Raw genomic sequence first — 25,926 nt, forward strand, 5'->3', positions numbered from 1 at the left:
CCGCCGGTCTCGACCGATCCATGGCTGGGCACTTTTTCGCCGGCCTCCGGAGCCTGCGGAAAACGGGAGCAGCTTACCTGCGGATGGCCCACAATTCCATTGTCGCGTCAGGGAATTCGCCGGCCAGATGGACGGCGATACCCCCTGAGGAGGCCATCTGGCCCCACATGGGATTGTCGGCTTCAAGCTGGAAATAGACCGCGCCGGAGCGGTACGGAATCTGGCGCGGCGCTACGGCGAGAGGTTGTATGCGGATGCCCGGCAACTGCACGTTAACCAGTTCGCGAATTTGTTCGACGGGACCGATCTTGATCAGGGCCGGAAGCGTCCGGCGCACCGCCTCATCGGGCATGCTGGCCTTGAAGATGAGCACGAACACCGCGCCGCCCAGAAGGGTGCGGTCGGCGATGACGCCGACGCGGATGCCATACTTGCGATCCTGAAGCGGAATCTGCACCGCCGCCTGTTCCAGAACGGCGCTGAGCGCGGCGCGCAATTCCATCATCAGCGGCGTGAAGCTGGCTTCCAGATCGTCATGCCGATAGGCGGGCAGCTCGCGCGGGCGCTTGTCGGAACTGGTGAAGGTGGACAGTTCGCCGGCCAGCTCGAGGAAGGTCGAATAGAGCCGCTCGGGATGCAGCTGGGGCAGGTTGATATAATGGCCCAGCAGCGGCTCCACGCGGTTGGTGAGCTGCAGCATCAGGAAGTCGGCCACCTCCGCCACGCCATGCGCCGTCGAGCCGGTGAGGCGCGGGGCCAGCGCCGCGCCGCGATGGTGCAGCATGGCTGCCACCTCGCTCAGGAAGCCGGTGAGCACGGGGGACGCGGTGCAGGACAGGCAGGCCGGGATGAAGCCGTTGTCCAGCACCACCTTGCGATCGGCCACCACCTCCTGCACGCGGGCGACGCCGAGGCAGTAGAAGCCGGAACGGTCCTCATGCTCCAGCATCAGCGAAAGCCGCAGCTTCGCGGTGCGCAGACGCGACACGCCCTGCGCGCCGCTGATGGCATCCACCACGTCGCTCTCCTCGGCGACGAAACGGGCGGTGGAGTTGAACTGGTCGGAGACGTCGATCTCCGGCGCACCACGCAGCGTGATGGGCAGGCACAGATAGATGGTGCTGTCCGAAAGGCCCACCGGCAGATCGAGCGTCAGCGGATGGGCATCGTCCTCCGGCACGGAGAAGGGCGTGCCATCCGCGAACACGCCGTCCGCCGCGGCGAGGGCGAACTTGCCGAGGCCGAGCAGGCCCCGGTCGATCTCCAGCGACCGGAAGCCCCAGGGATAGGGCGTGACGCCTTCCACCCGCTGGCGCACGAGGCGCTCGGTGTAGCGGTCCTGCTGCTGGAAATGCTGGGCCCGGAGGAACATGCCCTCCGACCAGACGACTTTGCTGTTCGAGCTCATGTGGAGCTGTCTCCGGGGTCACGCACCGGCCGGTTCACGCGCTCGGGCAGGGAAAGGGAAAGCGGGGCGGGGGCGACGGGCGCCGCAGCCGGCCGGGTACCGGGAGCCTGGGTACCGGGAGCCTGGGCGAGGCGGGCGGAGACTTCCGCCGACAGGCTCACCAGCGTCAGGCCGACCCAGTCGGGATCTTCCCGCGACAGGCGCGTCAGCACCTCCTCCGGCGCCCCCGAGAGAGTGCGCGGGCGATCGGCGGGCATCACGGTGCTCTCGATGACGCCCAGCGCCTCGATGAGCGCGAGCAGCAGCCGGCGGTCGCCCTGCGCGTCGGGCGCGGGGGCCGGAGCCGCGGGCACGGCGGGGGTGGGCGCGGGCGCGGCAGGTGCGAAATCCGGGCCGAGATCCAGATCGAAATCCGGCGGCAGCTCGGGCGAGGCCGGGCGCGGCGCGGTTTTCCGGAGCGGGGTGGCCATGGGCGGCACCGGGCCGGGGGGAATGGCGCTCGGGCGCGGCAGCGGAATGTCCGGCGTGCGCGGGGGCAGGTCGAGATCCCAGTCATCCGGGATCTGCGGCGAGGCGGCGCGGATGGGCGGCAGCGCCTCTTCCACCACCGGCAGATGATCGGGCGGCGTGCCGTGCGGCAGTTCGGTGGGCGAGGGCAGGTCGCCGAACGGCGTGCGGGTTCCGCCCCAGCTCGGGTCATAGGTGGGCGTGCGGTCCACCGTGGGAGTGGGCGCGCGCATGAGATCGAAGCCCAGCGTGCCGCGCCGTTGCGGGGCGGACAGCGGGGAGACGGACGGCTGCGGCGAAACCAGCGGCGGCGGGGCGGCGAAGGGCGGCTCGCGGGTAGGGACCTCGGCGCCGCCGATGCCCAGATCCGCCGGCGCGCCCAGCGGCGGCAGCATGGCGCGGAAGGCGTCGCTGTCGTCGGTGTGGGAGGCAACCGACACCTGAATGCTGATCTCGCCCAGATGCAGCAGGTCGCCCTCGCTCAGGATGGCGGAGTTGCCGCGCCCGAGTGCCCGCTCGCTGTCGTTGATGAAGACGCCGTTGCCGGAGGTGTCGATGATGGTGAACAGGCCCGAGCGGGCGGTCAGCGTGCAGTGATGGCGCGAGATGAGCTTGGCGTCATCCTCCAGCACCCAGTCATTGTCCTCGTCGCGGCCGATGCGCAGCGTGCCCTCGGTCAGGCTCCGGGCGCGCTGGTCCGGCGGCACCTTTCCGGGCATCAGCAGCTTGAGATGCAGAACCACGCTCATGCCGACGCGGCCTTCTGGTCGGCAAGGCCGGTGCCGCCATTGGCGATGTCGATGCCGATGGTCAGCGCCTTTTTCTGGCGCTCGCCGATGGACTTGGCGGCGCCGGGCACGCAAGTGAGAATGACGGACGCGGCCGTCGCCGTGCCCGTGAGCCCGTCGCCGGGCGGCACGATGAGCGAGACTTCCGGCGGCGCGAGGCTGCCGCCGGACCAGTAGGCGCCGAGCGCCGCATAGGCGCCGGCGGTCTCGAACTTCAATGCCTGTGCAGGCCCATAGCAGGCGCGGCGGAACGGCTCGGTGGGATCGTAGACCCAGTCCTCCGCCGCCTTCCACGCCGCCAGATCGCCTTCCGGCAGCTCAGGCGGCAGCAGGGCGCGGCGGCAGGCGCAGGCCCACCACACCGCCTCGCGGCGGGGCAGGGCCACCGCCATATAGCGGATGGCATCCACCACGAGGCCGCCCTCAACCAGCGCGCCGAGGAAATCGCTGGCGCTCATGCCGGGGCTGAGGATGGCCTTGGCCTCTTCGCCTGGTTCCAGCACGGCACACAGATGGGCCGCCTGGGCGAAGCGCAGTTTGGGCAGGAAGCCGAGTTCCATGAGCAGGCTCCCTAGTTGATCGTGACCATGCCGCCCTTGACCTGGACGGTGCCGCTGCCACTGACGTTCACCATGGCGCCGGAGACTTCCACCTTGGCGCTGCCGGAAATGCTGATCTGGGTCGCGTTCAGGGTCATGCCGCTCTGGCTGATGGTGAGAGAATTGCCGCCGACCTTCAATGTGATGGTCTGCGCTGCCTGCAGGGTGATGCTGCCGCCATCGCATTGCAATGTCGCATTTCCCGAACCGAGGCTCACGGTGTGGTTTCCGCTGCTCACCGTGGTGCTCACATTGCCCTGTGACACGGTGGTGCTGAGGTTGCCCTGCGAGACGGTCAGGCTCTCATTGCCCTGCGAGATGGTGGCCGCGCGGTTGCCCTGCGACACCGTGGTGGTGTCGTTGCCTTCCGAGACGGTGAGCGTGCGGTTGCCCTTGGAGATGGTGACGCTCTCATTGCCTTCCTGCACCGTCTCGGTGCGGTCGTTCTTGATGGTCAGCGTCTGGTCGTGCTTGACGGTGAGCTTGTCATCATTCTCGACTTCGCGCGTAAAATCCTTCTGCGCGTGCATGTAGACCAGCTCGCTGTCCTTCTTGTCCTCGAAGCGCAGCTCGTTGAACGTGGTGGCGCTGCCGCCGGTACTGGAACGGGTCTTGATGCCGGACTGGGTCTTGTTGTCGGGCATGGTGTAGGGCGGCATGTTCTGGCCATTATAGACCGTGCCCACCACCAGCGGCCGGTCCGGATCGCCCTCCAGGAAGGCCACCACCACTTCCATGCCCACGCGCGGGATGAACTGCGCGCCCCAGGTGGCGCCCGCCAGCGACTGCGACACCCGCACCCAGCAGGAGCTGTTCTCGTCATTCTTGCCCAGCCGGTCCCAGTGGAACTGGAGCCGGATGCGGCCGTACTTGTCGCAATAGATCTCCTCGCCCGAAGGCCCCACCACGGTGGCCGTCTGCGGTCCGGGGATGAGGGGGCGGCGCGTCACCGGCTGCGGACGCCAGGCCACCGTCGCCGGAATGGCCGTGAAGCGGTTGGAATAGGTGACGTCCTTGGTCTGGTTGCCGAGGTGGGAATAGTCCTTCGCCACGTGGTCGACGACGGCGAGGGTGTATTGCTTGCCCTGCTCGGACGAGACCTCGTGCTTGGTCATGGTGAACTTGGTGCCGGGCATGAAGCCGGCATAGGTGGAGGCGCCGGGCGAGACCGCATAATTCGCCTCATCCGCCTCCATGCGGACGCGCGAGAGCGAGGTGCCGTCGCTCTTCTGCGTGTAGTCGCCGGGATAATCGTAGATCTCCCAGCTCTTGAAGGCCGAATTGCTCAGCACCGTGGTGGTGCTGGCGGTCAGATCCGTGGTCGGCTGCTCGAAATTATAGTCCGACAGCGTGGTCTTGCCGGACTGGAAGGCGAAGCCCGACGACCATTCCTGCACGCCGATGGTCTGGCCGGTGGCGGCGGGGGCGTGGTTCACCGATTTGTCGGCGCAGTCCGCATAGCCGGACGTGCTGTCGCTCAGCACCAGCGTGTGGCCGCTGTCGGTGTGCTGGAAATAGAAATAGATGCCCTCTTCCGCGAAGATGCGCTGGAGGAAGGCGAAGTCCGTCTCGCGATACTGCACGCAATAGTCGCGCGTGGGATGGGTGCCGGAGAGACCCTGCTTCTTGTAGTCCGTGACGCCGCCGTCCGAGAGCAGCGTGTCGGCGATCTGGGTCACGCTCTGGTTCTGGAAGATGCGGCAGTCGGCGGTGCGGGTGAGCAGCCAGAGCTTCGGCGAGAGCACCGCCTGATAGCGGCGCAGGCCGTCCACGCTCTGGTCGCCGGCGAGGAAGCGCGTGACGATGCCGTTGATACAGCGCGGATCGCTGTCGGGGCGCGCGATCTTCACGGTGACAGCCTTGCCCAGCATCTGGTCCGGGGTGATGGCGGCGTTGCTGGAAACCATGGACACGGTGAAGGAAAAGAGCTGCGAGAGCCCTTCCGTGCCGGAGAGATCGGTCGCGATCAGCACGTCGCCACCCAGCGGGGTGGTGAGCTGCAGCAGGCGGTTGGTCTGCACCGGCGTGATCGCGGCACTCATGCGGTCATCCCTCGCTGAGGGCGCGAGGGAGCGAAGCGGAACGAGCCCCGCTGTCGGGACCGCGACCGCCTGAGCCGCTCAAATGGAATTGCGCCCAAGATTTCATCCTGCCCCGCCATGGTGCTCCGCGATGACGCGGGAGTCACGCCTGGCGGAAATGCGGGCGCCGCCGCGGGATATCCCGTTGCGGCAGCGCCCACGTGTTGTGCTCTCCTCCGGAGAGACGCCTGTCCCGTGGGGGATCAGGAGCTCTTGGTGGTGGCGAGGTCGTAGGAAACAGTGACCGGGGTGCCGGCCTTGTTCTTGTCGTCGTAGGGCGTGAACTTGAACTCGAGCTTGGTGAAGCTGATGGACACGGACTCCGTGGGGCGGTCGCCGCCCGTGGATACGGAGTAGGACGAGATCAGCGCGTTGGTCAGCGTGTAGGTGCAGTAGGTGGCACCCGGGCTGCCGGTGGTGACGAGGTCGATCTTCACCGTCTTGCCGGCATTGCCGGTGCAGCTCTCGGTGAACAGCTTCGGCGACGACGCGTCGAACATCTTCACCAGCGACACTTCGCTGATCGACGGCTCAGAGGCCTCGCGGTTGTTGGTGGAGCCGGAGGTGGTGGAGATGCCGCGACCGACGCCCCAGGAGAGCGACAGCACGTCGATCCACTTCTTGTGGTCCTGGTGCGTGGCTTCACCGTCGATGCCGTCGTACTTCACGTAAATGGCCATGATACCCTTCCTTCTGCGCCTAGTGGTTATAGTTAGACAGTTGATCCGAAAAGGAGATCCTAATTCGGACGCATGTCCTTCGTGTCAACGGAATGAGATGCGATGTTGATCTCAGCAATAATAGAGTGAAGAAGTTCCTTTACCTTGGTCCAGTCGACCACGCCCATGAAAACATGGAACAGGTTGACGTCGTTCGTCACTGCCCGGGCAAAAAGATAGAGCATCATCTTTTCGCGGTCGCTGGCCCCCTTCACCCAACCGTCATAATAACGCAATGTCGCTGATTTGCGATTGGTTGGGCTGTATTCGAGTTTTTTGGTCTGATTGTTGACCGTGGCGCCGCCAATGGTTTCGAGCTTCTTTTCATTGCTGACGGAGCCGACGGTGGTCGAGTAGGTCTTTATGAACCCCGCGTCCTTCAGGGCGGCGACCGCCTTTTTAGGAACTTCAAACTTCTCGGAAAACCATTTGTCGATGCTGCCCTGCGTGGCCGCCGCCTTCCAGACGGAATTCACGATCATGTTGCTGGCCGCGAATATGCTGAGTATTTCCTTGAAATATCCGCTGTTGTTGTGGGCGAACAGGACTTTGTTGATCGTGTCGATCATGGAGCTTTTCACGAGGGTAATATACGTATTGCCCTCTTTCACGGCCCGGTTGATGGCCTCGACAGGATCTGTCGTGTCCTTGAAGTTCCCGCGAATATCCGTCCGCTGATCCGCGAGCTTGGTCATCGCGGTGCTGCGGGGATTGCCGGTGGCCACCTTGGGGGTGCCTCGCTGGATGTCGCCGTTGATCAGGTCGAGGACGCCGATATCGTCGAACAGGGGCAGGATGCCCGCGCCTGCGCCCTTGTTGGCGCGGATGGATTCCTTGATGCCGGGATTGAGATAATAGGCCGTGATGATCAGCGCGAGTACCGTGGATTTGGAGCGTTCGGTCGTCGTATCCGCTTCAAACAGGTGCAGCCCCACATGCGTTGACTTCGCGGTGATGAGGCGCTGATCGTAAACCTGGAACAGATCATTGAACGAACCAATGATGCTGGCGTTCACCACGGTTGCGATCAGTTCGGCCGACTTGCTGACCGTCTCGCCGAATTTGTCGATATAGGTCTCAACCGTATCGCTTTCTTTCGAAAGACAATCCACGACGTCCTGCTTCGCCGTAATGATGGCGCTTGAATTGGCCAGGTTGAGGCGGAGCGTGTCGAAAATATCGTTGTTGAGAATCTGGTTCTGGGTCATCGGATTGATGACCTTGCTGAAGCTCGTCACAAAGGCTTGCGGGTTTGTGAGCGTCTTCTTGGCCTTGTTCTCATCCCGCTTCGCCAGATAGGCGACGAGGGCCGAACCCGCGGTCGTCTTGCTCGTGAACTGGCCGCTCACCGACGTGAGCAGGGTTCCCGGCATCTGCTTCAGTCCGTCGCCGACGCTCGTGGTCGCCTTCAGATCGGAATTGTAGGACGACAGGCTGCTGACCCCGAGGTCCTTGTTCACATAGGTCACGCCGATGCCGATGCCGCCGCTGATCAGCTTGCCCAGGCCGCCGGTCGCGCCCGCCGCGAGCGTCGGCCCGACGAACGGCACCATGCTGAGGCCGGTGGCCAGCGCAATGTCGAGCGCGGTGGCCCAAAGCGGCGTCGTGGGCTCGGGCGTAAGCGCCTTCGTCACGGAGCCGATGCTCGCCGTGATCTTGCTGTGGTTGCAGCGATCAAAAAGCTGGCTGACAGACTGCGAGTATTTCGACGTGATCCGTTCGTCGGAGTTGCGCAGCTCCTTGGCAAGATCACGGATGGCAATCCGGATGCGGCCGGTGTCAATATCCCGCGTCAGATAGCGCCGATTTTCGCCAAGCACATAGTTGAGTGCGATGGCCGTATCTATCGTGCGATCTTTCTCGAGCTTGGATGTCAGCGGTCCAAGATCCGAAAGAATATTCGGATTGGCCAGCGAAATCGGCCCAAGGGTTATTTCCTGCCTCTGGCCGGTCACTGCCTTGACGGCATTTTCCAAGTCTTTGATCGTGGTCATTTCCGCCTCGGCCAAGCTTTAAGCGCTCCCGCATCAGCGAGAGCGCAATACGCGACAGTCGATATATCCGCAGCAGGGCTGCGGCTGGCTCACGAACTCTTGGTGGTCGCCATGTCGTAGGACACGGTGACGGGCGTGCCGGCCTTGTTCTTGTCGTCGTAGGGCGTGAACTTGAACTCGAGCTTGGTGAAGCTGATGGACACGGACTCCGTGGGGCGGTCGCCGCCCGAGGAGACGGAGTAGGACGAGATCAGCGCGTTGGTCAGCGTGTAGGTGCAGTAGGTGGCACCCGGGCTGCCGGTGGTGACGAGATCGATCTTCACCGTCTTGCCGGCATTGCCGGTGCAGGCTTCCGTGAACAGCTTCGGCGAGGCGGCGTCGAACATCTTCACCAGCGACACTTCGCTGACCGACGGCTCAGAAGCCTCGCGGTTGTTGGTCGAGCCGGAGGTGGTGGAGATGCCGCGACCGACGCCCCAGGAGAGCGACAGCACGTCGATCCACTTCTTGTGGTCCTGGTGCGTGGCTTCACCGTCGATGCCGTCGTACTTTACGTAAATGGCCATGGAAGCCCCCGCTTCTGTCCCACCATCGTGGTGGCTGTGAATGGATGTAACAGCCTATTTTAACAAGGATGATACCGGATCAAGACACCGTTGTGGAGGTATCTAGAGTTTGGAAACCACATAGAAAGTCGCCCGATACTGCACGCTCGCGTTATCGTGCAGCCGCACAGTCCAGGGCAACTCTCCGTGTTGCAAAGCAGCATGTCCGGGCTCGGCGGTGCCGGGCTCGATGAAGACCTGAGACAGCAGCCGGCTCAACGCTTCCGGCCCTTCGATCCAGTGTGCCGGCGAAGTGGCGTGGCTCGCCCAGTCGAACGGTGTCGAGAGTGCGAAGCCCGCGCCCGTCTCCAGCACGCGATGCGTTTCGCGCACGAGGCGGGCGGGCTCCGCCACGCAGTCGAGCACGTTAAAGGCCGTGGCATGCCCGAAGCTGCCGTCCGCGAAGGGCAGGGCCAGCGCGTCGGCGATCCAGAAATCCACCAGCTCCGCCCCCGGCAGCTTCACCGCGCAGCTCCTGCGCTCGAACGTGTTGCCGCTGCGGCGCAGCGGATAGGTGATCCGGCCCTCATCAATCAGCCCGCGCCCGAGGCTCATGAGCTGCCAGTTCAGGTCGATGCCCAATACGAGGCGGCCGGTGGCGGCGGCGAGGTCGAAACTGGTGCGGCCCGCGGCGCAGCCCATATCCAGCGTCGCGCCCGCGCGCGGCGGCAGGCGCTCCAGAGCGGTGTCGAGCGCCGTCCGCACGCTGCCGGTGGTGCCGTCCGCACCCTCGGCCTCATCCGCGAACAGGTCGCCATAATGGTCGTGGCCGTAGGTGGACTGCTGCTGCCGCACGAGGTTGAAGGCAGCGTCCGGCCCCACGGCCGTGCCCACAAGTTCCTCCAGCGGCCCGGTCTCGACGCCGCGCTGCAGCACGAGATGCAGGTTGGCGGCGAGCCATGTCGCTACGTCCGGCACCAGAATGGGGGTACCGGCAATGATGGGGTAGGCTTTCCAGCAGCCGGGATCCGAACAGCGCAGGATGCCGGCGGAAATGTCCTCGCCACTGGCAAGGAAGCCGTGTTCGAGCGCCAGCGCGTGGTCCTGGCCCGCCTGCCGGCAGGCCGGACACACCGGCTTCAGCGTCTCGAAATGGCGGCGGCGCATGCGTCAGCCGCCGATGATCACGGTGGTGCAGCCGGGCGCCATGATGGTGCCCGAGGGGCTGGGAATGGGGGCCACGCAGCTGGAATGCAGCGTGGCATCACCGACGCGCGCGGCGGGCATGCCGCCGATCATCACGGTGGCCGAGCCGGCCAGGATCATGCCCGGCCCGCCCGGCACGCATCCGCCCAGCATGCAGGGCGTGGTGGTGTCGGTGACGCGGGCGGCGGGCATGTTTCCGATCAGCACGGTAGGGCACCCCTTCATGATCGGCAGCTGCATGGGCGGGTGTGGCACAGGCGTTGGAACCGGTGCCGCCGGATGCATGGGCGCGTGACAGTGTGGTGCGGATTGCATCACCTTGTCGCCGAGCCGGGCTGCGGGAGGCATAAGGGCTTCTCCGCTCAGGAAATGGAATAGGAGAACTGGCCGTCCTCGGTGAGGCCGACCGAAATCTCGGTGATTGGCGTCTCCGCCGCCATGGCTTCCAGCAGGTGGCTGGAGAGTTCCGGCAGCAGGGTGCGCGAGAGGATGTTCTCGATGTTGCGCGCGCCCGACGCGCTCTCCGTGCAGCGCGCCGCAATGGCCTCGATGAGCGCCGGATCATAGCTGAAGCTGGCGCCGTAGGTGCCGACAACGCGCTTCTTGATGCGCTCCATCTGCAGCACCACGATCTGGCGGATGATCTCGTCGGTCAGCGGCAGGTAGGGCACCAGCGTGACGCGGCCGAGGAAGGCGGCCTTGTAGTATTTCTCCAGCTCCGGCCGGATGGCCTCGGCCAGCACATGCGGTTCCGGCATGGTGTCGGGATCGGCGCACAGCTTCACGATCAGGTCGGAAGCGGCGTTGGAGGTCATGATCACGACGGTGTTCTTGAAGTCGATCTCGCGGCCTTCGCCGTCCTTCATGGAGCCCTTGTCGAACACCTGGAAGAACACGTCCTGCACGCCGGGATGGGCCTTCTCCATCTCGTCCAGCAGGATCACCGAATAGGGCCGGCGGCGCACCGCCTCGGTGAGCACGCCGCCCTCGCCATAGCCCACATAGCCGGGAGGGCTGCCCATGAGCAGGCTGACCTTATGCTCTTCCTTGTATTCGGACATGTTGATGGTGGTGAGGTTCTGCTCACCGCCATAGAGCTGGTCCGCCAGCGTCAGCGCGGTCTCGGTCTTGCCGACGCCCGAGGGGCCGACCATCAGGAACACGCCCAGCGGCTTGCGCGGATCGGTCATGCCGGCGCGCGAGGTGCGGATGGCCTGCGCCACGGCGGCAATGGCGTGGGACTGACCCACGACGCGATGCTCCATGGTCTCCTGCAAGGCCAGCACGGTGCGGATCTCGTCCGAGCGCATGCGGCCGGCGGGGATGCCGGTCCAGTTCTCGACCACCTCGGCGACCGCCTGGCCATCCACCAGCGGGAACACCAGCGGGGTTTCGCCCTGAAGGGTCTTCAGCTTGCTGCTGGTGTCGGCGAATTCCTGGCGCTGGGCGGCATGGGTGGCCTCGTCGGCCTCCGCCTCAAGCGCGGTGCGCAGGTTGCCAAGCGTCTCAACGAGCGCCTTCTCCTCGTCCCAGCGGGTGGTGAGCGTGGCGCGCTCCTCGTCCAGCGTGGCGCGCTCGGTGTTCAGGCCCTCGATGCGGGCGGAATGGTCGGTGCCGGCCGCCGTCTCGCGGGCGATGAGCGCCAGTTCGGCGTCGATCAGCTCGATGCGCCGCGTGCGGTCGTCGATGGCGGCGGGGATGGTGGTCTGGCTCACCGCCACGCGCGAGCAGGCGGTGTCGAGCAGCGACACGCCCTTGTCCGGCAACTGGCGGGAGGGGATGAAGCGGGCCGAGAGGCGCACCGCCTCGCTCACCGCCTCATCGAGGATTCGGACCTTGTGGTAGCCCTCCAGCACCGGCACGAGGCCGCGCAGCATGGCGATGGCCACCGGCTCGGAGGGCTCCTCCACCTTCACCACCTGGAAGCGGCGGGTGAGGGCGGCGTCCTTCTCGAAATACTTCTTGTATTCCGCCCAGGTCGTCGCCGCGATGGTGCGCAGCTCGCCGCGTGCCAGCGCGGGCTTCAGCAGGTTGGCGGCATCGCCCTGTCCGGCCGCGCCGCCGGCGCCGATCAGCGTGTGCGCCTCGTCGATGAACAGGATGGTCGGCACGGGCGAGGCCTTCACCCCGTCGATGACGCCGCGCAGGCGGTTCTCGAACTCGCCCTTCATGCTGGCGCCGGCCTGCAGCAGGCCGAGGTCGAGGGTGCGCAGCACCACGTTGCGCAGTGCCGGGGGCACGTCGCCGGCAGCGATGCGCAGGGCAAAGCCTTCCACCACGGCGGTTTTGCCCACGCCGGCCTCGCCGGTGAGGATCGGATTGTTCTGGCGGCGGCGGATCAGGATGTCCACGATCTGCCGGATCTCGGCATCGCGGCCGAGGATGGGATCGATGCGGCCCGCCTTGGCCTCGGCGGTGAGGTCCACCGTGTATTGCGCCAGCGCATCGCCGGTCTTGCCGCCGCTGCCGGGGGCAGCGAAGCCCGCGCCGGGTTCGGCCAGCGCCGCCTTCTGCTCGCTGGAGGCGGCGGTGACGGCGGCGAATTCCTTTTGCAGCGCGTCCGCGGAGAGCGCCTTGAACTCGGGCGAGATGTCGTTGAGCTTCAGCGACAGCGAGCCATCGGTGAGCAGCGCCCACAGGATGTGGCCGGAGCGCGCCTGCGTGAGGCCGCCGTCGATGGAGGCGATCAGCCAGGCCTGCTTGGCGGCTTCCACGATATCCGGCGAGAGGCCCGGCGCGCGGCTGTTGCCGTTGCGCAGGCGATCAAGGCTGTGGCCGAGGTCACGTTCCACCTTGCCCTGGTCGATGCCGTAATGGGCCAGGATGAGCGGAATGTCAGTGTTGGCTTCGGCCAGCAGGCGGGAGAGCCAGTGCTCAATCTCCACATTGTAGTGGGTGCGCATCAGCGCAAAGCCGGCTGCCCCCTCGAGCGTTGAACGGCTCACCGGGTTCATGCGTCCGATGAGTGCCTTCAGGTCGATAGCCGGCATACTGCTTCCCCCGCCTCAAGATGTAAGAGAGGTACTTATACCCTCGCTTGCGCTCAGCCTAGCTCTGATCAAACAGAGTTGCGTGAAGCCTGCATGGCGCTACGGGCCGCTTTCGGCTCCTTGATTGGAAAGTTAACGATTTCAAAATGTTTGACCAGCCCTTCCGCGCTTTTGGGTTGCGCCTGCGCGCAGGCGCGGGCCATAGAAGGTGAGCAGAGTGGGGTAAAAGCTTAAGGAGTCGACGTGTCGGGATCGACAACGCCTGAAGCGCGGAAAGCGATGGGGGACGGTGCGGGCCTCAAGGTCCGGCTGGCGCGCCGGTCGTTCGTGCTCGGCGGGCTGGCCGGCCTGACGGGCTGCGCCGCCATTCCGGTGCCGCCGCCCAAGCCGACCATCATCGGCGTGCGCTTCCTGGCGGACAACACCATCAATCCGAGCCCCACCGGCGTGCCGTCGCCCGTCACCGTGCGCCTGTACGTGCTCAAGGACGACACCAATTTCATGCAGAGCGACTTCACCACGCTCTACACGCAGGATGCCGCGGTGCTGGGCGCCAGCATGCTATCCAAGAAAGAGATCGTGGTGCCGGTGAACGGCAACATTCCGGTGCAGGACACCGTGCCGCCGGAAGCGACCCTTCTGGGCGTGATCGCCGCCTTCCGCACCATCGACACTGCCCAGTGGCGCGCCACCATCGGCCTGCAGGCGGGACTGGTGAACGACGTGCAGCTGAACCTCACCGGCACCACCGCCACCTTCGAGCATGTGGTGGTGGGCCAGAAGGGGCTGCCGCCCCTGCCGCCCTTCTTCTGAGCGGAAGGCGTCCTATCCCGCCTTGCCGCTGCGGTGGGTCTCCAGATAGGCGACCACGTCCTTCAGCTTGTTCACATAGAGCGAGGACGGTTCCACCGCCGCCAGCACGGCGGCGCTGCCGAGGCGCACCAGATCCTCGCTGAGTGGCAGAACACAGGCCACCGGCGTGCGATAGGCAGCCTCGATCTCGTCCTTCAGCCCCGAGCCGTCGATGGTGCCCAGCACCTTGTTGACCACCAGCAGCATCTGCGGGACTTCGAGGCGCTGCGCCAGTTCCAGCGTCACCGCCGTGCCCTGATAGTCCTGATGGTCGGGCCGCAGCACCAGCAGCAGGCAATCGGAAATGGCGATGGAGAGCAGTGTCTCCTCGTTCACGCCCGGATGGGTGTCGATGATCAGATAGTCGAGATCGATCCGGGTGCAGAGCTCCTGGATGCCCTCGTTGAGCACATCCACCGCATAGCCTTCCTTCAGGATGCGGGCGATCTCGCCGGTGCGCATGCTGCTCGGCACCAGCAGCACCTGTCCCTTGCCGCCGGAGGCGGGGAGGGCGGCCTGGGTCACGTCCACGATGGCCGCATCCACGCTGCACCGGCCCCACAGGAAGTCGTTGAGCGTGTGATCAATGTTCTGCGGATCCAGCCCGAACAGCACATGGATGCCGGGCGAATGGATGTCCACGTCCATGATGCCGACGCGATGGCCGCGCTGGGCGAGCAGCGAGGCCACATTGGCGGTGATGTTCGATTTGCCTGTGCCGCCCCGGTAGGAATGGACGGAAATGATGGTGGTCATTCGTCTTGTGCCCGGTCACGCGGAAGATGGCGCGCCCGCATCTCGCGGGCCCGTTGCTGAAGGTCCTGGAAATACTCGGTATCGACGATGGCGCCGACATTCTTGTTCAGCTCGTGCCGGTCGATCTCCACCGTCAGGCGTTTCAACTGGCCGGTGAGCTGGGCATTCTCTTTCTCCAGCCGCTGGTTGGCGATTTCCAGCTCGCCCTTCAGCTCCGTGAGGTCGTCGATGAGGTTGGTGAGGTGCATCTCGCGCGCCTCCACCTGCACAAGCATGAAGCCGAACGCCTCGGCGAGACTGTGCACCACCTCGGATGCATCGGCGGCGACGGTGAGGTCGAACAGGTCATCCGCATGGTCGTGGTCGCCACGCGCGATCTCACGGCAGAGCTGCTCCAGCCGCACGAGGGCCGAGGTGTCGTTGGCGGACACCTGCGGAGGCGTCCGGGATGCGCCTGCGTCCTTCGGCGCGCTACCGCTGACCGGCCGTTGATCGCTGTCGCCCACCGGCCGTTGATCGCTGTCGCTCATGGGGCGTTGATCGCTACCGCTCACGGGGCTGCCTCCCACTGGCTGATGACGACGGCGGTGGCATCGTCGCGGCCGCCCAGGCGGGCCACTTCACCCACGATGCGCCCCGCCATATCCGCCCCGCCTTGCGCCAGCATGGCCGCGAGCACGTCCGGCTTGAGCACGTCCGACACGCCGTCCGTGCACAGCAGCAGCTGGTCTCCGGCCTCCAGCGGCAGCATGAAGAAATCCAGTTCCAGATGCGGATCCGGGCCCACCACGCGGGTCACGAGCCGGCGGGTGCCGCGCAGTTCCACATGGTCGGTGGTCATCTGCCGCAGACGGCCCTGATGGTACAGATAGAGCCGGCTGTCGCCGACCCAGAACACGCCCGCGCGCCCCGGCTCCGCCACCACCGCCACCACGGTGGCCGCCATGGTGAAGGGCGGGCGGCCCAGCGCGCCGGTCTCATAGATGGCACGGTTGGCGCGGCCGAGGGCGGCTTCCAGCACGTTGAGCCGGTGGGAGAAAGCGCCCTCGGGGCCGATCTCCGCGCAGGAGCGGGCGATTTCCCCGCTCGCCACTTCGCCATGGGGCAGGCCGCCCACGCCGTCCGACACCAGATGGATGCCGGTTTCGGGATCGGAGAAGACGGCGTCCTCGTTATTCTCACGCGCCCGTCCCTGCCGGCTGGCGGCGGACGTGGCGAGCACGCAGGCGATGGTCATGGAAGGCTCCGCTTGCTGGCCATGGCGTCAGCCATTCTTCAGCGCCGACCACAGGCCGGCAATGCCGGCCCTGCCGTCCTGCCCGTTGAAGACGCGCAGGAAGGCGCCGGCATCGGCGGGCCGTGTGTCCGGGTCGAAGGAAAGCGCGGCTTCGATCGCCCGGCGCGCGGCGGCGGGCAGCATGGGCAGGTCCGGCGGCTCCATGTGCTGCGCCTTGGCGTCGGCCCCGCTCTTGCGATCGAAAGGGTGAAGGCCCGTCATCAGCAGATGGGCGAGGCAGCCGATGGCATAGACGTCGTCGCTGGCGGAAGGCGGGCCGCCCTCGACGCGCTCGGGGCTGGCATAGGCCGGGGTGAGGCCGGCGATGGGCGCTTCGTCGATCTGGTGCGGTCCCACCGCCGCCGAGATGCCGAAGTCCAGCACCTTGAAGCGGCCGTCGCTGCACAGGAACAGATTGCCGGGCTTCAGGTCCGCATGGATGGCGCCCCGGCTGTGGGTGAAGGCCAGCGTCTCCGCCAGTTCCTTCAGCACCCGCAGGGCCTGCTCGCTGCCGCAGAAGCCGGCCTGCTTGCGCAGCACCTTGTCGAGCGGCGTGCCTTCCAGCAGTTCCATGACGATGAAGGCGTGGTTTCCCTCGCGGTCGAAGTCATAGACGGTGGTGATGCGCGGATCGGCCAGATCCTGCGTGCGCCGGGCCTCGGCCTCCAGCGAGCGCAGCGCCTCCGGATGGGTGCCGAAGGTCAGGTTGAGCATCTTGATGGCGACGTAAGGCTGGCGTGCACCTGCCTCCAGCCGGCGCCGGTCCACCGCGCGGAACACGATGCCCATGCCACCGCGCCCGATCTCATCCTCAAGGATGAAACGATCGCGCAGCACCATGCCGGATCGCGCCTCGGCGGCGGGGTTCGCCTGCAAGGGCGCGCGCACCGTGCCCTGCGTGGTCTCGCGGGCATAGCGGCGCTGGCGCAGGCCGTCGTAGGCGGAAAGGCTGGCCTTCAGCGTGTCGGGCCGTTGCTCGTCCTTGGCGCCGGTGCGCACCTTCTTGTAGCGGCCGACGAAGTCGCCGAGCAGGGCGTCCTCCACATGGGCAGCGGGGTCGGCGCGTTCCGGAGCGGCAGGGGCGGGCGGGGGCGTGGCGGCGGCATCCAGCACCGCGCCAAGGATGGATTCGGCGAGCGGATGGCCGATGGCCTGGGTATCCACCCATTGCTGCAAGAGGTCCTGCAGGCGCTGCTGCCCGGACGCGGCCCGGCAGAGCGGCGCCATCTCGCGCACGAGGGCGGGAAACGGAAGCTTCCCGATGACGAAGCGGTTGAGCAGGGCGCCCATGCGCTGCGCGGCGTCGCGATCGTCGTCCATGCCCCTTATGCTCGCCTCGCTTGCAGCATCGATTCGATCTTAACCCGCATTTGGTGCCAATGGGATCGCCGAAATGCGTCCACGATGCCGGAAAGGGATGCCTCCACAGGGTTATGTGCAACCGTGGATGGCGTGACCGGCGGCGTGGCATGGGATCGGGTCGATGCCATATGATGAGGAAAGGGCCGCCGGTGGGAGCCGGGGCCGAAGGTTCAGGGACACGCCATGCGCGCCTATCACGATCTGCTCCTGCGCATCCTCGACGAGGGCGTGCGCAAGGATGACCGCACGGGCACCGGCACGCTCTCCGTGTTCGGCCACCAGATGCGCTTCGACCTGTCGGAGGGCTTTCCGCTCCTGACCACCAAGAAGCTGCACACGCGCTCCATCGTGCATGAGCTGCTGTGGTTCCTCGCCGGCGACACCAACATCCGCTACCTGAAGGAGAATGGCGTCTCCATCTGGGACGACTGGGCGGACGCGGATGGCGAGCTGGGGCCGGTCTATGGCCACCAGTGGCGCTCCTGGCCGACCCCCGAGGGCGGGGTGATCGACCAGATCGCGCAGGTGGTTTCCGACATCCGCCGCAATCCGGATTCCCGCCGCCTCATCGTCACCGCCTGGAACCCGGCCGACGTGCCGAAGATGGCGCTGCCGCCCTGCCACCTGCTGTTCCAGTTCTATGTGGCCGAGGGCAAGCTCTCCTGCCAGCTCTACCAGCGCTCGGCGGACGTGTTCCTGGGCGTGCCGTTCAACATCGCCTCCTATGCCCTGCTGACCCAGATGGTGGCGCAGGTGACGGGCCTTCAGGTGGGCGATTTCGTCCATACGCTGGGCGACACCCACCTTTATCTCAACCACCTCGATCAGGCGCGCGAGCAGCTCGCGCGCGCGCCGCGCGCCCTGCCGCGCCTTGCCCTGAACCCGGATGTGAAGGACATCTTTGCCTTCCGCTTCGAGGACATCACGGTGGAGGGCTACGAGCCGCACCCGCACATCAAGGCGCCGGTAGCGGTCTGACCGGCACGCCGGGCCTCACGCGCATTTGCATGGGCTTGCCGTAACGCTGCCTCGGGTTGCACCGTAGATAGGGCGTCCTTGATCTGCGGTGGGTCGCATGTCCCTGTTTCACGAGCGCAACGGCAATTTCAGCCCCGAGAAGACGGTGGCACTGGTGGGCAGTTGCCTGCCGGCGCTCTGGCTCGCCTCATGGGCACTCATGGGCGATCTCGGTGGCCGGCCGGTCTCGGCGGCCATCCATTTCACCGGCCTGTGGGCGATCCGGCTGCTGTTCATCAGCCTCGCGGTGACGCCGGCCCGCCGCATCTTCCACTGGCCGAAGCTGGTGCTGGCCCGCCGCATCCTTGGCGTCGCCGCCATGTCCTATGCGGCGCTGCATCTCACGCTGTTCGTTATGGATCAGGGCTGGAACGTGCAGGCGGCGGCGCGGGAAATCGTGCTGCGCTTCTATCTTGCCATCGGTGCGGTGGCGGTGGCGCTGCTGCTGGCGCTGGGCGCCACCTCCTTCGACCGCGTGATCAAGCGCATGGGGGCCAAGCGCTGGAACGCGCTGCATGCCAGCGTCTATGGCATCGCGCTGCTCGCCAGCGCGCATTTCTTCATCCAGTCGAAGCTGGATGTGACGCAGGCCGTGCTGATGAGCGGCTTCCTGATCTGGCTGTTCGCCTATCGTCTCTGGCACCGGGCCACGAACAACGTGGGCCTGTTCGCCTTGCTGGCGCTGGCGGTGCTGTCCGGTGTGCTCACGGGCCTGCTGGAGATGGCGTGGTACGGCCTCTTCACCGGCATTCCGGTGGCGCTGGTGGCCGAGGCGAACTTCCAGCCCGCCATGGGCGTGAGCCCGGCATTGTGGGTGCTTATGGCGGGTCTGGCCGTGTTCGTGGTTGCCGCCGTCTGGTTGAAGATCTCGCCGCCCAAGGCCAAGGGCAAGGCTGCCGGCTCGCAGAAGGCCCCCAAGGTTCGGCCGAGCGTCAGCCCGGCCGGCTGAGGCTCATTCGCCCAGCATCCGCTCCAACTGATCGAGGGCCGTTTCGGGTGTCGCCCGCTGCCAGTCCGGCATCTGGTGACGGAACCATGTGACCTGTCGCTTGGCATAGCGGCGGGTGTCGTTCTGTCCTTCCGTCACCGCCTCGGCGCGGCTCATCTCGCCCCTCAGGTGACGCATGAGCGCCGGGGCGCCGTGGGCCTTCAATATGGTGCGGTCGGCAGGCAGAGCGCGGGCGGCCAGCCGCTCGGCTTCTTCCAGAGCGCCTGCCGCCATCATGCCCTCGAAGCGCGCGTCGATGCGCGCTCGCAGCGTCTCGCGCTCCACCTCCAGAACGAGGCGCACGCAGGCGGCGGGGTCGAGCAGGGGGGTGTGGCTGTCCTTCTGCCAGTGGCTGAGGGGGCGGCCGGTGGCCTCCAGCACTTCCAGCGCCCGCAGGATGCGCTGGCGGTCGCGTGGCTCCAGCCGCATTGCCGTTTCCGGGTCGAGGGTGGCGAGGCGGGCGTGCAGCACCTGCGCGTCTTCCGCTTCCGCCATACCGCGCACGCGCTGGCGCACCTCCTCCGGCACGGCCGGAATGGGAGCAAGGCCCGAAGTGAGGGCGCGGAAATAAAGGCCGGTCCCGCCGATGAAGATCGGCAGCCGTCCTGCTGCCTGCACGGCAGCCAGCGTGCGCGCGGCATCCTCCGCCCAGCGGCCAACGGAATAATCCTCGGCGCCGTCCACATGCCCGTAGAGCAGGTGCGGCGCGCGTGATTCTTCTTCAACGCTCGGGCGGGCCGTAATCACCCGCAGATCGCCGTAAACCTGCATGGAATCGGCATTGATGACCGTTCCGCCGCATCGTTCCGCCAACGCGAGCGCGAGGGCCGACTTGCCGCTGGCCGTCGGACCTGCGATGAGCACCGCCAATGGTTTCAACGTTCTTCGAGCCTGACTTGCCATGGTCTATGTCGCGACACTTATCTCAAACTCCACCCAGCTGGCCATAACGCGCGACGTGGTGGCCGCCGCCCGCGCTGTCCTGCCGGAGGCGGGCGATCCGGTGGTGCTCGATCCGGAGATCGCCGTGGAGATCGCCTTCGCGCCGGCGGCCGACGTCACGCCCGGCGCCATGCGGGATGCGGTGTGCGCGGCGCTGGGCGATACGCCGGTGGATGTGGTGGTGCAGCTGACCGCCGGCCGGCGCAAGCGCCTGTTCCTCGCCGACATGGATTCCACCATGATCGGGCAGGAATGCATCGACGAACTGGCCGACGTGGTGGGGCTGAAGGCCCATGTGGCCGAGATCACCGAGCGGGCCATGCGCGGCGAGATCGCCTTCGAGCCGGCGCTGCGCGAGCGGGTGGCACTGCTGAAGGGGCTTGCGGAAGGCGTGGTGGCGGACGTGCTGCGCGACCGCATCCGGCTGACGCCGGGCGGCAAGGCGCTGGTGGGCACCATGAAGGCCAATGGCGCCTATGCGGCGCTGGTGTCGGGCGGCTTCACTTTGTTCACCGGACCGGTGGCCGAGATGGTGGGCTTCGACGAGCACCGCTCCAACATCCTCGAAATCGCGGACGGCAAGTTCGCGGGCACGGTGGTGGAACCGATCCTCGGCAAGGAAGCCAAGCTCGCCGCACTGGTGGAATTGCGCGACCGGCTGCACCTGGCGCCCTCCGAGACCATGGCGGTGGGCGATGGCGCCAACGATCTGGCCATGCTGGGCGAAGCGGGGCTGGGCGTCGCCTATCACGCCAAGCCGAAGGTGGCGGCCGAGGCTCACGCTCGTGTCGATCATGGCGACCTGACCGCGCTGCTCTACATGCAGGGCTATCACCGCGAGGACTTCCGCGAAGGCTGAACGCCTCCGCACACCTTGCCCTGAAAACAAAAATGCCCCGGCCTCAGCCGGGGCATTTGCGTTTCGGGGGAGGGCGCTCAGTTCAGCGGCACGGCGGCGAACTGCACCTGGCCTTCGCCATCGGAAATCAGCAGCAGGGCCGACTTCTTGCTGTCCTTCTTCAGGGCATCCACCCGCTTCTGCAGATCGGCGGGGGCGGACACCGGCTCCTGACCCACTTCCACGATCACCTGACCGGCCTTGAGGCCCTTGTCGGCGGCGGCAGAATTGCGGTCCACGGAGGTGATCACCACGCCCTTCACCGTGTCCTTGAGCTTGAACTTCTTGCGCAGGTCGTCGGTGATGGCGGCCACTTCCAGCCCCAGCACCTTGCTCGCCGCCACCGGCTTCTCATCCGGCTTGGCGGACTTGGCGGCAGCGGCCTTCTCTTCCTCGGGAGCGCGGGCGACGGTGATCTTCAGCGTCTCTTCCTTGCCCTTGCGGATGACGACGATGTCCACCTGCTTGCCCACCGGCGTGTCAGCGACGATGCGGGGCAGATCGCGCACATCCTTCACGTCCTTGCCGTCGAACTTCACGATCACGTCGCCGGCCTTGAGGCCGGCCACGGCGGCGGGGCTCTTGCTGTCGTTGAGGCCGCCCACCAGCGCGCCGCGCGCCTTGCCGAGATTCAGGCTCTCGGCGATCTCGTCGGAGACGGTCTGGATGCGCACGCCGATCCAGCCGCGCCGCACTTCCTTGAACTGCTGGAGCTGGGCGATGACCGCGTTCACGGTCGCCGAGGGCACCGCGAAGCCGATGCCGATGGAGCCGCCGGAGGGGGAGATGATGGCGGTGTTCACGCCGATCACGTCGCCTTCCATGTTGAACAGCGGGCCGCCGGAATTGCCGCGGTTGATGGCGGCGTCCGTCTGCAGGAAGTTGTCGTAGGGGCCGGAATTGATGTCGCGGTTGCGCGCGGAGATCACGCCCACGGTGAGCGTGCCGCCGAGACCGAACGGATTGCCGATGGCCATCACCCAGTCGCCGACGCGCATCCTGTCGCTGTCACCGAACTTCACCGCCACCAGCGGCTTCTCGGACGTGACCTTGAGCAGCGCGAGATCGGTCTTGGTGTCGCGGCCGATCAGCTCGGCCTTGAGCTTCGAGCCGTCGTTGAAATTGGCGTAGATCTCGTCCGCGTCGGCGATCACGTGATTGTTGGTGACGATGTAGCCCGTCGGGTCGATGACGAAGCCCGAGCCGAGCGAGGAGACACGGCGCGGCCGCTGGCCCTGCTGGCCCTCGCCGCCGTCTTCCTGCTGACGGCGCTTGAAGAACTCGTCGAAAAAGTCCTCGAACGGCGAGCCCGGCGGCAGCTGCGGGGCGGGTACGCTGCGGGAGGCGGCCACATTCTGCGAGGTGGAGATGTTCACCACCGCGTCCATCACCTTCTCGGCGACGTCGGCCACGGTGTCCGGGCCCTTGCTGGAGGCGGCGAAAGCGGGTGCCGCCAGCACCAGCGAGAGTGCCAGCGCAGGCGCCGCGAAGGCGTTGCGGAAACGGTTCAGGGTCGACATGGCCTCTCCTCGCGGGCGGCGGACAGATCAAACGCAACAGCTGCGGCGGGGATCCCGTCTCCCGTCACGGAAGATGAGACGCCGAAACCGCAGCAAATCGAAAGTCACGCTCCGGTGACTGGCCGAGGGCCGCCATCCGGACCCGTCCGCCGGGAGGCCCGCATGGCGGGCCGAGGCCCGTTCTGCCCAAAGCTGCGACAGCCGGCGCGGGCGCGCAAGCGGGGGCGGCGCAAACGGTACGCGCCATCAGGGATAAGTCACGAAAAACCCCGGCGATTGCATGACCGCCGGGGTTCAACTTCAGTCCGGGCTGTTCAGGAGCGGACCAGCCACACCAGAAGCACCCCCACGATGCCGGCGGCGAGACCGGCAATGCGCATGGGTGCTTCGGGCGATTTCAGCACGGCCTTCATCGCCCGTCGCCACGCGGCGGGAAACGCCGCGAGGCTGAGCCCTTCGATCACCAGCACCAGGCCCAGGGCGGCGATCAGGTCACGCATGGCCACGCGCGTCAGCGTGTGGCGGGCAGGGCGGCGCCGGCGGCAGCCGGGGCCTGCGGCGCGACCGTGCCGGCCGGGCTCTTGAAGAAGCGCAGGAAGTCCCAGTCCGGGCTGATCATCAGCCGGGTGTCGTTCTGCTTCATCGAGGCTTCATAGGCCAGCATGGAACGGTAGAAGGCGAAGAAGTCCGGATCCCGCCCATAGGCATCGGCGAAGATCTGGTTCCGCTCCGCGTCGCCCTGACCGCGCAGGGCTTCGCCCTTCGAATTGGCCTCGGCGACCAGGATGGTCACTTCGCGATCGGCACGCGACCGCGTGCGCTGGGCCGCTTCGCCGCCCTGCGCGCGGATTTCCGCCGCTTCCCGCTGACGGTCGGTCTGCATGCGCTGGAACACCGCCTGGCTGTTGGCATCCGGCAGATCGGCGCGGCGGATGCGCACATCCACCACCGTGATGCCGAAGTTGGCCGCCTCACGGTTGAGCTGCTCCTTGATGCGGCCCATCAGGCCCTCGCGCTCGTCACGCACCACCTGGGTGAAGGTGCTCTCACCCACGACACGGCGGAGCGCCGAGTTGAGGATGGTGGAGAGACGCGAGTTGGCGCCCTCGATGGTGCCCACCGCCTGGTAGAAGCGCAGCGGATCGGTGATCCGGTAGCGCGCGAAGGCGTCCACCATCAGGCGCTTCTGGTCGGAAGCGATCACTTCCTGCGAGGGGTTCTCGAGGTCGAGGATGCGCTTGTCGATGTAGATCACGGTGTCGATGAACGGCACCTTCCAGTGCAGGCCGGGCGTGGTGATGGGGGCCTGGGCGTTGCCGAGGCGCAGCACCAGTGCCTGCTGGTTCTGGGTGACGGTGAAGGCGGCCGAGTAGAGGCCGACGATCACCACGAGGACGATGACGAGGAGGCCGCCGCCGAAGAAGGGGCTTTTCATCGCGTGGCTCCCTGGGTCTGCGGACCGGTGGTGACGGGGGCGCGGCGCGGCTCATTGAGCGGCAGCACCGGCACGACGCCGTTTCCGCTGCGGGTCGCACCCTGGTCCACGATCACCTTGTCCACGCCGCCGAGCACGCGTTCCATGGTTTCCAGATACATGCGCTCGCGGGTCACGTCCTTCGCCTTCACGTATTCATCGTAGATCTTGAGGAAGCGGTCGGCCTGGCCGCGCGCTTCCACGACGGTGCGTTCGCGATAGGCCTGCGCCGCATTGTCGATGCGGGCAGATTCACCGCGCGCCTCGGGGATGACCCGGTTGGCGTAGGTCTGGGCTTCGTTCTGGGCGCGCTCGGCGTCCGCGCGGGCCGCCTGCACGTCGCGGAAGGCGTCGATGACCTGCGCGGGCGGGTCCACCTTCTGCATCTGCACCTGCGTGATGCGCACGCCGGCCCCGTAGCTGTCGAGGGTGCGCTGCATGAGGTCATGCACGCCCTGCTCGATCGTCTGGCGGGCACCGGTGAGAATCGGCTGGATGTTGTTGCGTCCCACCACCTCGCGCATGGCGCTTTCGGCCACCGCCTTGATGGTGCCCTCGGGGTTCTGGACGTTGAACAGATAGTGTTCGGCGTTGTTGATGACCCAGAACACCGCGAAGTCCACGTCGACGATGTTCTCGTCGCCGGTGAGCATGAGGCTCTCTTCCGGCACGTCGCGCAGCACGGCGGCGTTGCGGCGGGTGTCCTCGGCGAGGCGCATGCCGATGTCGATGCGGTTCACGCGCGTGACCTTGGGGGTCACGACGGTCTCGATCGGATAGGGCAGGTGGTAGTTCAGGCCCGGCTGGGTGAGCTGGACGAACTTGCCGAACCGCAGGACCACGCCCTGCTCGTCGGGTTCCACGCGATAGAAGCCGGACAGCAGCCAGCCGGCCACCACCAGCGCCACCACCAGGATCGCGCCCTTGGTGCCCATGGAGCCGGGCAGCATGTGCCGCAGGCGGTCCTGGCTGCGGCGGATCAGGTCTTCAATGTCCGGAGGATTTGGTCCTGAGGACTGCGGCCCCGTACCCCAGGGCCCTTTAGGCCCGTTTCCCCAGGGGCCACCGCCCTGATTCTTCCACGACATCATCCACTCCCGTGGGAGCGCCGCGAAAAGGCGGCGGTCCGGACCGTACCACTCTGCCCCTTCACACGGGAGGTCCGGGCGCGCCCATCGGACGCGTCAACGATCCCCCCGCTGGCGGCAGGTTATAGAAAAGCACGCGTCCCGATTCAACGCGACGCGCGCCTTCTTACTCTCAGATAAGGATCGGGTCGAAGTTACGCAACGGGAGGAGCTCCCGCCACGCCGAGCCGCTCCGACGCGCTATGGCTGCGCACGGTGGCCGTGCCACGATAGTAATCCAGCACAAACAGCCGGATCGCGGAGGAGAGATTGCCTTGATTACGGCCGGAGTCGATGGTCGCCACCAGATCGGACAAGGTCAGGCGTCGCTGGCCTGCGATCTCCTTCAATGCATCCCAGAAGGCATCTTCCAGGCTTACGCTGGTCTTGTGTCCGGCGATGACGATTGATCTTTTCACGACGGGGCTTTTCATCAGTCTTCCCTCTCGGTGCGCGCGTGACCATCGAGGCGCTGAGCCATCAGCCGCTCTTGCGCGGCCTGAGCCTCCCGCTCAGCCTTGGTGCGGCCGAACCTGATCCGGTTCTCCGCAGCCTCAGCCTGCGCCTCCTGCCGGGCCCGGGTTTTCCGTGCCCTTTTGAGGTTCACGACGTCGCCCACAGTGTCCTCGTTTCCAGCGCGATCCCCCAACCGAGCTGTGCTCAATCGAATCTGCAACCGGCTTACTCCCTGCCGGCCACTCATGTGATCACAGCATCAAATCATCAAAATTACCACCGTCATCGGCGCGGCCGAGCTATGTCCAAAGGCCACGGGGGATGACTGCAAATCGTACCTCCCAACACTAATTTTGATGGATTGCGACGCTCACGGACTTCTGAAGACGTGTGCTAGAAGCCTCCTCGCTGATTAGCCCAA

The 25,926-nt window shown here is 66.3% G+C and carries 25 protein-coding genes; 4 read left to right on the forward strand and 21 right to left on the reverse strand.

The annotated features are described in order from the left end of the window. Positions 1 to 73: 73 nt before the first annotated feature. The 10 genes from tssK to tssH form a co-directional block, all read right to left on the reverse strand. Positions 74 to 1,408 (reverse strand): type VI secretion system baseplate subunit TssK, encoded by a 1,335-nt coding sequence (gene tssK, locus IEW24_RS08335; RefSeq protein WP_188577099.1) that lies wholly within the window; start codon positions 1,406 to 1,408, stop codon positions 74 to 76. Beyond that, the gene (locus IEW24_RS08340) at positions 1,405 to 2,664 is read right to left on the reverse strand and encodes an FHA domain-containing protein (protein ID WP_188577101.1); all 1,260 of its coding nucleotides are present in this window, start codon (positions 2,662 to 2,664) and stop codon (positions 1,405 to 1,407) included. Before IEW24_RS08340 ends, tssK begins: the two co-directional genes overlap by 4 nt. Beyond that, positions 2,661 to 3,263, reverse strand: a complete 603-nt coding sequence (locus tag IEW24_RS08345) for a DUF6931 family protein (protein WP_188577103.1) — start codon at positions 3,261 to 3,263, stop codon at positions 2,661 to 2,663. Before IEW24_RS08345 ends, IEW24_RS08340 begins: the two co-directional genes overlap by 4 nt. Before the next feature lie 11 nt (positions 3,264 to 3,274). Further along, entirely contained in the window at positions 3,275 to 5,344 is a 2,070-nt protein-coding gene (locus IEW24_RS08350) for a type VI secretion system Vgr family protein (protein ID WP_188577105.1), read from the reverse strand. A 242-nt stretch (positions 5,345 to 5,586) separates the two neighbouring features. Next, complete coding sequence (locus tag IEW24_RS08355) at positions 5,587 to 6,063, reverse strand: Hcp family type VI secretion system effector (protein ID WP_188577107.1); 477 nt, start codon at positions 6,061 to 6,063, stop codon at positions 5,587 to 5,589. Positions 6,064 to 6,122: 59 nt separating this feature from the next. Then, entirely contained in the window at positions 6,123 to 8,111 is a 1,989-nt protein-coding gene (locus tag IEW24_RS08360; RefSeq protein WP_188577109.1) for a hypothetical protein, read from the reverse strand. A gap of 74 nt (positions 8,112 to 8,185) precedes the next feature. Next, a complete protein-coding gene (locus tag IEW24_RS08365) occupies positions 8,186 to 8,662 on the reverse strand; it encodes an Hcp family type VI secretion system effector (RefSeq protein WP_188577111.1) in 477 nt (158 codons plus the stop codon). Positions 8,663 to 8,764: 102 nt separating this feature from the next. Then, on the reverse strand, positions 8,765 to 9,808 hold the full coding sequence (locus IEW24_RS08370; RefSeq protein ID WP_188577113.1) for a methyltransferase domain-containing protein: 1,044 nt from the start codon (positions 9,806 to 9,808) through the stop codon (positions 8,765 to 8,767). Positions 9,809 to 9,811: 3 nt separating this feature from the next. After that, positions 9,812 to 10,132: a PAAR domain-containing protein gene (locus tag IEW24_RS08375; RefSeq protein WP_244644256.1), complete on the reverse strand. Its 321-nt coding sequence runs from the start codon at positions 10,130 to 10,132 to the stop codon at positions 9,812 to 9,814. 77 nt (positions 10,133 to 10,209) lie between these two features. Beyond that, positions 10,210 to 12,837: a type VI secretion system ATPase TssH gene (gene tssH, locus IEW24_RS08380; protein ID WP_188577116.1), complete on the reverse strand. Its 2,628-nt coding sequence runs from the start codon at positions 12,835 to 12,837 to the stop codon at positions 10,210 to 10,212. Between the two features lie 243 nt (positions 12,838 to 13,080). On the opposite strand from tssH, the gene tssJ reads away from it, so the two are divergent. Then, the gene (gene tssJ, locus IEW24_RS08385) at positions 13,081 to 13,650 is read left to right on the forward strand and encodes a type VI secretion system lipoprotein TssJ (RefSeq protein WP_188577118.1); all 570 of its coding nucleotides are present in this window, start codon (positions 13,081 to 13,083) and stop codon (positions 13,648 to 13,650) included. Between the two features lie 12 nt (positions 13,651 to 13,662). Here the strand turns inward: tssJ and IEW24_RS08390 are convergent, their stop codons facing one another. The 4 genes from IEW24_RS08390 to IEW24_RS08405 are packed head-to-tail and all read right to left on the reverse strand — an operon-like array spanning position 13,663 to position 17,041. After that, on the reverse strand, positions 13,663 to 14,445 hold the full coding sequence (locus IEW24_RS08390) for a MinD/ParA family ATP-binding protein (RefSeq protein WP_188577120.1): 783 nt from the start codon (positions 14,443 to 14,445) through the stop codon (positions 13,663 to 13,665). Further along, the gene (locus tag IEW24_RS08395; RefSeq protein WP_188577122.1) at positions 14,442 to 14,999 is read right to left on the reverse strand and encodes a hypothetical protein; all 558 of its coding nucleotides are present in this window, start codon (positions 14,997 to 14,999) and stop codon (positions 14,442 to 14,444) included. The genes IEW24_RS08390 and IEW24_RS08395 overlap by 4 nt, the downstream gene beginning before the upstream one ends. Further along, entirely contained in the window at positions 14,996 to 15,682 is a 687-nt protein-coding gene (locus IEW24_RS08400) for a PP2C family protein-serine/threonine phosphatase (RefSeq protein ID WP_188577125.1), read from the reverse strand. Before IEW24_RS08400 ends, IEW24_RS08395 begins: the two co-directional genes overlap by 4 nt. 27 nt (positions 15,683 to 15,709) lie before the next feature. Continuing rightward, positions 15,710 to 17,041, reverse strand: coding sequence for a serine/threonine-protein kinase (locus IEW24_RS08405; protein ID WP_188577126.1), 1,332 nt, complete (start codon positions 17,039 to 17,041; stop codon positions 15,710 to 15,712). A 225-nt stretch (positions 17,042 to 17,266) separates the two neighbouring features. Here IEW24_RS08405 and IEW24_RS08410 point away from each other — a divergent pair, with 225 nt between their 5' ends. After that, complete coding sequence (locus IEW24_RS08410) at positions 17,267 to 18,061, forward strand: thymidylate synthase (RefSeq protein ID WP_188577128.1); 795 nt, start codon at positions 17,267 to 17,269, stop codon at positions 18,059 to 18,061. 97 nt (positions 18,062 to 18,158) lie between these two features. Next, a complete protein-coding gene (locus tag IEW24_RS08415; RefSeq protein ID WP_188577130.1) occupies positions 18,159 to 19,049 on the forward strand; it encodes a protein-methionine-sulfoxide reductase heme-binding subunit MsrQ in 891 nt (296 codons plus the stop codon). A 3-nt stretch (positions 19,050 to 19,052) separates the two neighbouring features. Here IEW24_RS08415 and miaA read toward each other — a convergent pair whose 3' ends face one another. Continuing rightward, complete coding sequence (gene miaA, locus IEW24_RS08420) at positions 19,053 to 19,991, reverse strand: tRNA (adenosine(37)-N6)-dimethylallyltransferase MiaA (protein ID WP_188577132.1); 939 nt, start codon at positions 19,989 to 19,991, stop codon at positions 19,053 to 19,055. Between miaA and serB the strand changes: the two genes are divergently transcribed. Further along, entirely contained in the window at positions 19,990 to 20,889 is a 900-nt protein-coding gene (serB, locus tag IEW24_RS08425) for a phosphoserine phosphatase SerB (protein WP_188577133.1), read from the forward strand. The two genes, miaA and serB, sit on opposite strands and share 2 nt — an antisense overlap. Positions 20,890 to 20,966: 77 nt before the next feature. Here serB and IEW24_RS08430 read toward each other — a convergent pair whose 3' ends face one another. The 6 genes from IEW24_RS08430 to IEW24_RS08455 form a co-directional block, all read right to left on the reverse strand. Beyond that, a complete protein-coding gene (locus IEW24_RS08430) occupies positions 20,967 to 22,448 on the reverse strand; it encodes a DegQ family serine endoprotease (protein WP_188577136.1) in 1,482 nt (493 codons plus the stop codon). 314 nt (positions 22,449 to 22,762) lie between these two features. After that, positions 22,763 to 22,948, reverse strand: a complete 186-nt coding sequence (locus IEW24_RS08435) for a DUF2065 domain-containing protein (protein WP_188577138.1) — start codon at positions 22,946 to 22,948, stop codon at positions 22,763 to 22,765. Positions 22,949 to 22,959: 11 nt separating this feature from the next. Continuing rightward, complete coding sequence (hflC, locus tag IEW24_RS08440) at positions 22,960 to 23,883, reverse strand: protease modulator HflC (protein ID WP_188577140.1); 924 nt, start codon at positions 23,881 to 23,883, stop codon at positions 22,960 to 22,962. Next, a complete protein-coding gene (gene hflK / locus IEW24_RS08445) occupies positions 23,880 to 25,010 on the reverse strand; it encodes an FtsH protease activity modulator HflK (RefSeq protein ID WP_188577142.1) in 1,131 nt (376 codons plus the stop codon). Before hflK ends, hflC begins: the two co-directional genes overlap by 4 nt. Positions 25,011 to 25,204: 194 nt before the next feature. Next, positions 25,205 to 25,483: a ribbon-helix-helix domain-containing protein gene (locus tag IEW24_RS08450; protein WP_188577144.1), complete on the reverse strand. Its 279-nt coding sequence runs from the start codon at positions 25,481 to 25,483 to the stop codon at positions 25,205 to 25,207. Next, complete coding sequence (locus IEW24_RS08455; protein ID WP_188577146.1) at positions 25,483 to 25,668, reverse strand: DUF4169 family protein; 186 nt, start codon at positions 25,666 to 25,668, stop codon at positions 25,483 to 25,485. Before IEW24_RS08455 ends, IEW24_RS08450 begins: the two co-directional genes overlap by 1 nt. Between the last annotated feature and the right edge of the window lie 258 nt (positions 25,669 to 25,926).

It is taken from the genome of Azorhizobium oxalatiphilum (assembly GCF_014635325.1).
Classification (GTDB): domain Bacteria; phylum Pseudomonadota; class Alphaproteobacteria; order Rhizobiales; family Xanthobacteraceae; genus Azorhizobium; species Azorhizobium oxalatiphilum.